Origin of the sequence: Streptomyces otsuchiensis, from assembly GCF_004305975.1 — a bacterium.
GTDB lineage: Bacteria > Actinomycetota > Actinomycetes > Streptomycetales > Streptomycetaceae > Streptomyces > Streptomyces otsuchiensis.
Genome location: NZ_BHZI01000282.1, coordinates 1 through 7,349, shown reverse-complemented (window position 1 = coordinate 7,349; position 7,349 = coordinate 1). Strand labels below are relative to the sequence as shown.

The window sequence follows — 7,349 nt, the reverse complement described above, 5'->3', positions numbered from 1 at the left end:
CCCGGCCCCCGGCCGTCTGTCGCGTGGCGTGGTTCTCGGGGTGGTGTGGTGCGCGGTCGCGCGTGGCCCGGCGGCGGCGAAGAGGTGACCGTGCCGCAGCCGGACGGCCGCCGGACGTCCGTACAGCAGGGCGGAGAGGTACCCGGCGGCGAACGCGTCCCCGGCTCCCACCGGCGCCACGACGTGGTCGGTGCCCGGTGCCGGGACACGGGTGGTGCGGTGGTCCGCGTGCGCGGGGGTGCCCGGTGCCGCGGCGCCCGGTCCCCCGTCCGCCTCCCCGGCAGGTCCGCTGTCCGGCCCGCGGTCCGCTCCGCCCCCCGGTTCGCCGTCGCGCTGGAGCAGTACGGCCTCGTGACCGCGGCCCTTGACCACCACTGCGGCCGGTCCGGGCAGCGCCGCCCGTATCGCGCCGGGGCCGCCGGTGACACCCCAGACGGCCTCCGCCTCGTCCTCGCCCACGAACACCAGGTCGGCGCCGTTCGCCAGGGCCCGCAGCACCGGGCCCGCGTCGCGGCCTTGCCACAGCTGGGGCCGGTGGTTGACGTCGAAGGAGACCAGCGGGCGGCCGGGCCGCCGCGTGGTCAGCGCGCGCAGCAGCTCCTCGCACCCGGGGGAGAGGGCGGCGGTGATGCCGGTCAGATGGAGCACCCGCGCGCCGGAGACCGCGTCCTCGCCGACCGTCGCCGGGCTCATGGCGGAGGCGGCCGATCCCGCGCGGTAGTACGCGGTCTCCATGCCGGCCCCGCGTTCGCCGTCCGTGCGGAAGTAGATCCCGGTGGGCCGTCCGGGATCGCGGGCGACGGCGGAGACGTCCACCCCGGCGGCGGCCACGTCCCGCAGCACCTGCTCGCCGAAGCCGTCGAGACCGAGCCGGCTGACCCAGCGCACCGTGTGTCCCGCGTGCGCCAGCGCGCACGCCACATTGGACTCCGCGCCCCCGGTGGAACGGACGTAGTCGCAGGCAGAGGTCAGGCTCTCGCCTGGGCGCGTGGGGCGGAACGCGGCCAGCGACTCGCCCAGGCAGACGACGTCCGGCATGGTGCTCGGCTCCGATCTCTGTGCCCCGGTGCTCCGTTGACCGGCTGTCCGGCGGATGTTAGACAGGGGTGCGCGCGGTGTGCAATGACCGTTGCGCTTTCCGCAACACAGCAGGCCACGGTACCGCCCATCGGAGATTCCCTATGCCTACCGCACTCGACCGGCTCGCGGACGAGGTCATCGACCACCGCTTCAAGGGGTTGCCCCCGGACGCCGCCGGGCGAACCGTCGGGGACCTCGCGGCCGAGCGCCGCAACCTCCACGATGGGGGATTCACCACCCCGGTGCTGACGCTCTCCGCCGAGGCCGTCGACCACAACCTGCGGTCCCTGGGCCGCTACGCCGACCGCCACGGCCTGGCGTTCGCCCCGCACGGCAAGACCTCCATGGCGCCCGCGCTCTTCCAGCGTCAACTCGACCACGGCGCCTGGGGTATCACCGTGGCCGTGCCCCACCAGGCCCGGGTGGCACGTGCGTTCGGGGTGCAGCGGATCTTCCTCGCCAACGAACTGGTCGACCCCGCCGCGCTCGCCTGGCTGGCGGGCGAGCTGGCGGCGGACGCCGAGTTCCGCTGCGTGGTCTACGCCGACTCGGTGCGCGGCGTGGAGCTGATGGACGCGGCGCTGCGGGCGGCCGGCGCCACCCGGCCGCTGGAGGTCGTGGTCGAACTGGGCGTGACCGGTGGCCGGACCGGCGTCCGCAGCCGTGCGGAGGCCGCCGAGGTCGCCGAGCGGGTCAACGCCTCCTCCGTGCTGGCCCTTTCCGGGGTCGCCGGTTACGAGGGCGAGGTCCCGGATGCGGACGGCGCCTCGGTACGTGCCTGGCTGCGCGAACTGGTCGGCCTGACAGCCGAGTTGGACAAGGCAGGGCTCTTCCGGGACACCGAGGAGATCGTGGTCAGCGCCGGCGGCTCGGCGTGGTTCGACGCCGTCGCCGAGGTGTTCGCCGAACTGCCCGGCCTCTCCCGGCCCGCCTTCCGGCTGCTGCGCTCCGGCGCCTACGTCAGCCATGACGACGGCCGCTACCGGGACGTCACCCCGTTCAACCGGGTGCCCCAGGAGGGGTCGCTGCTCCCCGCGTTCCGGCTGTGGGCGCAGGTCGTCTCGCGCCCCGAGCCGGGGCTGGCGCTGATCAACGCGGGCAAGCGAGACGTCGCGTACGACCTGGACCTGCCGCAGGTGCATGTGGTGCGGGACGCCGACGGCGTGATCCGGGCGGGGGAGGGGCTGTCCCTGGAACGCCTCTCCGACCAGCACGCCTTCGTACGGGGTGAGGACGACGCGGCGATGCCCCGGGTCGGGGACTGGGTGGGACTGGGCATGTCGCACCCGTGCACCATCTTCGAGAAATGGCCGCTGATCCCCCTGGTCGCCGGGGACGGGACCGTCACCGACTACGTTCGCACCTTCTTCTGACGGGCCGCCGCGGTACGCGTCCGGTGGCCGGGGACTCCCCGGCCACCGGACGTTGGCCGTGCCGTCGCCGGTGCGGCACGGTGCCGGATCTTGGCGATGCCGGTGCCGGTGTGCTGGACTAGTGCGATGCGCGCGGGAGAGCCGACGGACCACTACGACCTGCTCGACCTCGACCCCGCCGCCACCGCGGAGCAGATCGCCGACCGGCTGCGCACCGAGCACCGGGTCTGGCAGCGGCTGACGAGCCATCCCGACCTCGACCGGCGGCAGTTGGCGGAGCAGCGGATCAGGGATCTCGCCGTCGCGCGCCGTACCCTCACCGACCCGGCCCGCCGTGCCGTGTACGACCACGAGCGGGCGGAACGCGCCGCGCGCGCCCGGGCCGCCGCCGATCGCGCCGCCGCCGAGCGGGCGGCGTCCGAACGAGCCGCCGCCGAACGGGCCGTCGTCCCGCCCGGCCCCACGTCGCGCGCCGAGCCGCGCCCCGAGCCCGAAGTCGTGGACGCACCGCAGGCGTTCGCCGCCGAAGCGGCCGGAGCCACCACGACGACGGCGACGCCCACCGGCGCCGGGTCTGCGGTCCGCTGGCTGGAGCAGGCTCAACAGGCGCTGGAAGCAGGAGACTTCACCACCGCGTGGCAGTGCGCGCGGGAGGCCAGGGACGCCGGTGACGACTCCGCCGCCGCCTGGCTGGTCCAGGGGCGGGCCGATGTCGGCCGTGCCCGGCACGAGCAGGCCCTCTTCGAGCTGCGGCAGTCCGCGCGCCGCGATCCCCACCACGCGCCGACCCATGTCTGGCTGGGCCGTACCCAGATGGCGCTGCGCGACTGGAACGCGGCACTGGTGTCCTTCCGCGAGGCGGACCAACTGGAGCCCGGAACCGGGGCGTTCCACATCGCGACTGTCTACCTGGAGGGCGGCTGGCCGGAGAAGGCCGTGCCCGTACTGGAGGAGCTCTTCACCCGGGACCCCACGGCGGAGACGGTCCGGTACCACCTGGTGCACGCGCTGCTCCGCTCGGCGCAGCGGGTGCCACGGGTGCGCGGCGCGGACGAGCACACCATCACCCACCCGGCGGAGATCGAGCGGATGCGGCCACTGCTGGAGCGCGCCGCCGAGGTGGTCACCGATCCCGGGCAACGTGCCGACGTGGAGAAGGACCTGACATACGTGGAGTGGTGCGAGGGCTGGCATCCGAGCCGCCCGTCGTGGCTCGCGGCCGGGATGCTGGTCTCGGCGGTGCTGCTGATCGTGGCGCTGCTGGTCAGCCCGTGGCTGTTCGCGCTGGCCCTGGCGCTCCTCGGCGTCGGCTGGTACTACGGCGTCCGGCAGCGCGGCTGGCGGATCAACGCGCGTGCGGCGGGGTGGGACGGGGACTCGGGGGGATAGCCGCGCCCCGAGGCGGGAAGTGGTCGCAGTGCGGCGGCGCGACGCCTCCGCGCGGCGCACGCCGCGACCGGGCGGCGGTCGAAGGGGCCGGAGTCGGCCGTGCCGCTCCCGGAGCGGAACGGCCGCTCGCAGTGCGAGACATCGGAAGAGCGGGAGACGCCGTGACAGGGCGAGCTGTCGGAATTGACCTGGGAACCACCATGTCCGCGGTGGGTGTCGTGGACCGCGCCGGATGGGCGGAACTGGTCCGCAACACGGGCGGCCAGACACTGACCCCGTCGGTGGTGCTGTTCACCGGCCCCGGTCAGGTGCTGGTCGGGGCCACCGCCAGGAACAGCGCGGTGCTGCATCCCGACGACTGCGTGCAGTTCATCAAGCGCGAGATGGGCAACCCGCACTACTCGTTCATCGACTCCCACCAGGTCGAGCACCGCCCGGAGCAGGTGTCCGCCTATCTGCTGCGGGCCCTCGCGGAGGGAGCGGCGGAGGCGCTGGGAGAGCCGGTCAGGGATGTCGTGATCACCGTCCCGGCCTACTTCGACGACACCCGCCGCAAGGCGACGGCCGACGCCGCCGAGATCGCCGGCCTGAACCTGCTGCGGCTGGTCAACGAGCCCACGGCTGCGGCGATCTCCTACGGCGTGCAGCACGGCGACGCCGGGACCGTCCTCGTCTACGACCTGGGCGGCGGCACCTTCGACGTGACGGTGATGCGGGTCTCGGACGACGGCTGCGAGGTCATCGCCACCGACGGCGACCGCAACCTCGGCGGGTTCGACTTCGACAACGCGCTGATGCGGCACGTCGCCGAGCGCGTCGCGGCCCTCGGCGGCGAGGAGGACCTGCTGGACGACCCGTACCTCACCGCCGAGGTGCGGGAACGCTGCGAACTCGCGAAGACCGACCTCTCACAGGCGCGGCGCACCGTGGTCCGGGTGGGCTCCGGCCGTCGGGCCCACGCGGTGGAGATCAGCCGCGAGGAGTTCGAGGCGATGATCGAGCCGTATCTGCACCGCACCGAGGTGCTGGTGGAGGGGCTGCTGGAGGACGCCGGGCTGACCTGGGACGCCATCGACCGGGTGCTGCCGGTGGGCGGCTCCACCCGCATCCCGGCCGTGCGGGCGCTGTTGGAGAAGCTCTCCGGCAAGAAGCCCGACCTGCGGGTCCACCCCGACGAGGCGGTCTGTCTGGGCGCCGCGCACCTGGCGGCGCAGGAGGCGGCGGCCGCCGCCGAGGCGGTTCCCGTCGGCAAGCAACTCGCGGTGCGCGACGTGACCTCGCAGTCCATGGGGATCGTGGTGACCTCCGACGACGACGCCCAGCGGCTGCTGAACGACGTGGTGATCGCCCGCAACACCCCCATCCCGGCGATGGTCGAGCGCACCTACCGGACGGTCGCACCCGACCAGGACGCGGTCTCCGTCCAGCTCACCGAGGGGGAGGGCGAGGACCTGGAACGCGTCAACGTCCTCACCGAGCAGCCGGTCGACCTGCCGCCGGGGCTGCCCGCCGCAGCCCCGCTACGGCTGCGGATGAGCTACGACGTGGACGGACTGGTGCACGCGGAGCTGTTCGACGAGACGCACGACCGGCGGCTGGGCGAGATCCAGTTGGAACGCCCGCTGAACCTCGACGCGGGCCGGATCACCGAGATGCGGGACGCCATGAGCCGCACGAGCGTCGGATGACCGCCCGCGACCGTGAGGACGCGGCCGAGCCGGGCGGGCCGGACGCGCCCGCTGAGCCGGACAGACCAGCAGGGCCGGACTCGCCAGCAGCGCCGGACAGGGCCGGGGAGCGTCACGCCGAGCTGCTGGACCGACTCGACGTGCTGACCGGGCTGTTCGAGCGCCGCATCCTCGACGACCGGGAGAAGCGACGGCAGGTGGAGGAGCTGCGCGACGGCCCGTTCCGCCAGCATCTGCATCCGCTGGTCCACCGGTTGGCGCTGCTGATCGACCGGCTGGACCAGGAGGCGGACGGCGCCCAGCCGGACGAGGACGCCCCGGTCGCCCCGGAGCGCGCGCTGGCACGCTCGGTGCGCGACGAACTGCTGGAGGCGCTCGCCGCGCACGGAGTGCGGGAGATCGCCGGCGAGGGGCCGTTCGACCCCGTCTGCCAGGAGGCGGCGGAGGTGGTGCGTGACAGCTCGGCCGAGCCGGGCACGGTCGACCGGGTGGTCCGGCGCGGATTCGCCCACGGCGACTGGGTGTTCCGGCCCGCGCGGGTGGCAGTGGTCGCCGCCCGCGGCTGACGGCGCACCGCACCGACCGGATACCGGCGCACGGCAGGCAGGCAGGCAGGCAGGCAGACGGACGGACGGACGGGCGGTCCCACCCATGGGTGGGACCGCCCGTGGCCGGGGCCGCGGCGCCGCCGGGTTCAGGCCGGCCGCGTCACCGCCCCGGCGGCGCGGCCCGGGCGCCGCCCGGACCGCTGTGCCCCGTGGGGAGGCGGTCTGCGGGCGCGTCAGGGCAGGTTGTGCACGTGCGGGCCGACCACGTCGGACCAGGCGTTGCCGGCGTGCTCGTCCCAGTTGGTCGACCAGGTCATGGCGCCGCGCAGCTCCGGGTAGGTGCGGTCGGGCGTGAAGCTGCCGCAGTTGGTGCCCCGGGTCAGGCAGTCGAGCGCGTCGGTGACGACGCCCGGGTCGACGTAGCCGCTGCCGGCCGCGTCGGGCGAGGCGGGCACGCCGATGCCGACCTGGGAGGCGTCCAGGCCGCTCTCCAGCTGGATGCAGGCGAGCGCGGTCAGGAAGTCGACGGTGCCGGAGGAGTACACCTGGCCGTCGCAGCCCAGCATCGAACCGCTGTTGTAGTACTGCATGTTGACGACGGTGAGGAAGTCCTGCGTGTTGAGGGCGAGTTGGAAGTACTCGGTCCCGGTGTGCTGCATGTCGATGGTCTGCGGGGCCATCGTGTAGACCAGGCTGTCGCCCGCCTCGGCGTGGATCGCCTCCATCGCCTCGGTGAGGTAGGTGGCGTTGATGCCGTGTTCGAGATCGATGTCGACGCCGTCGAAGCCGTACTCGTCCATCAGCGTCAGGGTGCTCTCGGCGAACCGCTGCGCGGAGGCCGGGTCGTTGACGGTGACGTTGCCGATCTCGCCGCCGACGGAGATGATCACCGACTTGCCGTCGGCCTGCTTGGCGGCGATCTCGTCCTTGAACTCCTCGTCGGAGCCGTATCCGAGGACCGGGTCGAGGTTGAAGACGATCTCGCCCGGGGTGTCGGTGGCGTCGGCGAAGGACACCGCGATGATGTCGTACGCGTCCTGGACGTCGGCGAGTTTCTGGATCACCGACCCGTTGTCGAAGTTGTGCCAGTAGCCGGTGAGCGCGTGGGCGGGGACGGCGTGCGGGGTGTTCTCCGCGCCGGTGGACGTCGCCGCGCCGGGGTCCGGGGCGGCGGTGGCGCTGCCGGTGAGGCCGGCGGCCAGCAGGGCGCCCACCGCTGCGGTGGCCGCGGCGGTCAGGGCCAGGGCGGGCCGGCGGCGGGCGGCGCGGCG

6 protein-coding genes are annotated in these 7,349 nt (G+C 73.9%); 4 read left to right on the top strand and 2 right to left on the bottom strand.

Features of this window, described 5'->3' with window-relative positions; genetic code table 11:
- A partial coding sequence (locus E0D90_RS21515) for a sugar kinase (protein ID WP_130799714.1) occupies window positions 1-1,038 on the bottom strand: 1,038 nt, incomplete at its 3' end.
- A 143-nt stretch (window positions 1,039-1,181) separates the two neighbouring features.
- Between E0D90_RS21515 and E0D90_RS21510 the strand changes: the two genes are divergently transcribed.
- The 4 genes from E0D90_RS21510 (at window position 1,182) to grpE (ending at window position 6,096) form a co-directional block, all read left to right on the top strand.
- Window positions 1,182-2,453: an alanine racemase gene (locus E0D90_RS21510; RefSeq protein WP_130799713.1), complete on the top strand. Its 1,272-nt coding sequence runs from the start codon at window positions 1,182-1,184 to the stop codon at window positions 2,451-2,453.
- A gap of 126 nt (window positions 2,454-2,579) precedes the next feature.
- Window positions 2,580-3,842 carry a DnaJ domain-containing protein gene (locus E0D90_RS27410; RefSeq protein WP_176599809.1) on the top strand — a complete coding sequence of 421 codons (1,263 nt, stop codon included), beginning with the start codon at window positions 2,580-2,582 and terminating at the stop codon, window positions 3,840-3,842.
- Entirely contained in the window at window positions 3,725-5,530 is a 1,806-nt protein-coding gene (locus tag E0D90_RS21500) for an Hsp70 family protein (protein ID WP_438827431.1), read from the top strand. Before E0D90_RS27410 ends, E0D90_RS21500 begins: the two co-directional genes overlap by 118 nt.
- Window positions 5,527-6,096, top strand: a complete 570-nt coding sequence (grpE, locus tag E0D90_RS21495) for a nucleotide exchange factor GrpE (protein WP_130799712.1) — start codon at window positions 5,527-5,529, stop codon at window positions 6,094-6,096. The genes E0D90_RS21500 and grpE overlap by 4 nt, the downstream gene beginning before the upstream one ends.
- A 215-nt stretch (window positions 6,097-6,311) precedes the next feature.
- On the opposite strand, the gene E0D90_RS21490 is transcribed toward grpE, so the two are convergent.
- The gene (locus tag E0D90_RS21490) at window positions 6,312-7,322 is read right to left on the bottom strand and encodes a chitinase (RefSeq protein ID WP_130799715.1); all 1,011 of its coding nucleotides are present in this window, start codon (window positions 7,320-7,322) and stop codon (window positions 6,312-6,314) included.
- Window positions 7,323-7,349 lie beyond the last annotated feature (27 nt).

Bases quoted from the DNA above. Each gene is read 5' to 3' on its own strand.
- E0D90_RS21510 (WP_130799713.1), top strand. From the start codon at position 1,182: ATGCCTACCGCACTCGACCGGCTCGCGGACGAGGTCATCGACCACCGC.
- grpE (WP_130799712.1), top strand. From the start codon at position 5,527: ATGACCGCCCGCGACCGTGAGGACGCGGCCGAGCCGGGCGGGCCGGAC.
- E0D90_RS27410 (WP_176599809.1), top strand. From the start codon at position 2,580: ATGCGCGCGGGAGAGCCGACGGACCACTACGACCTGCTCGACCTCGAC.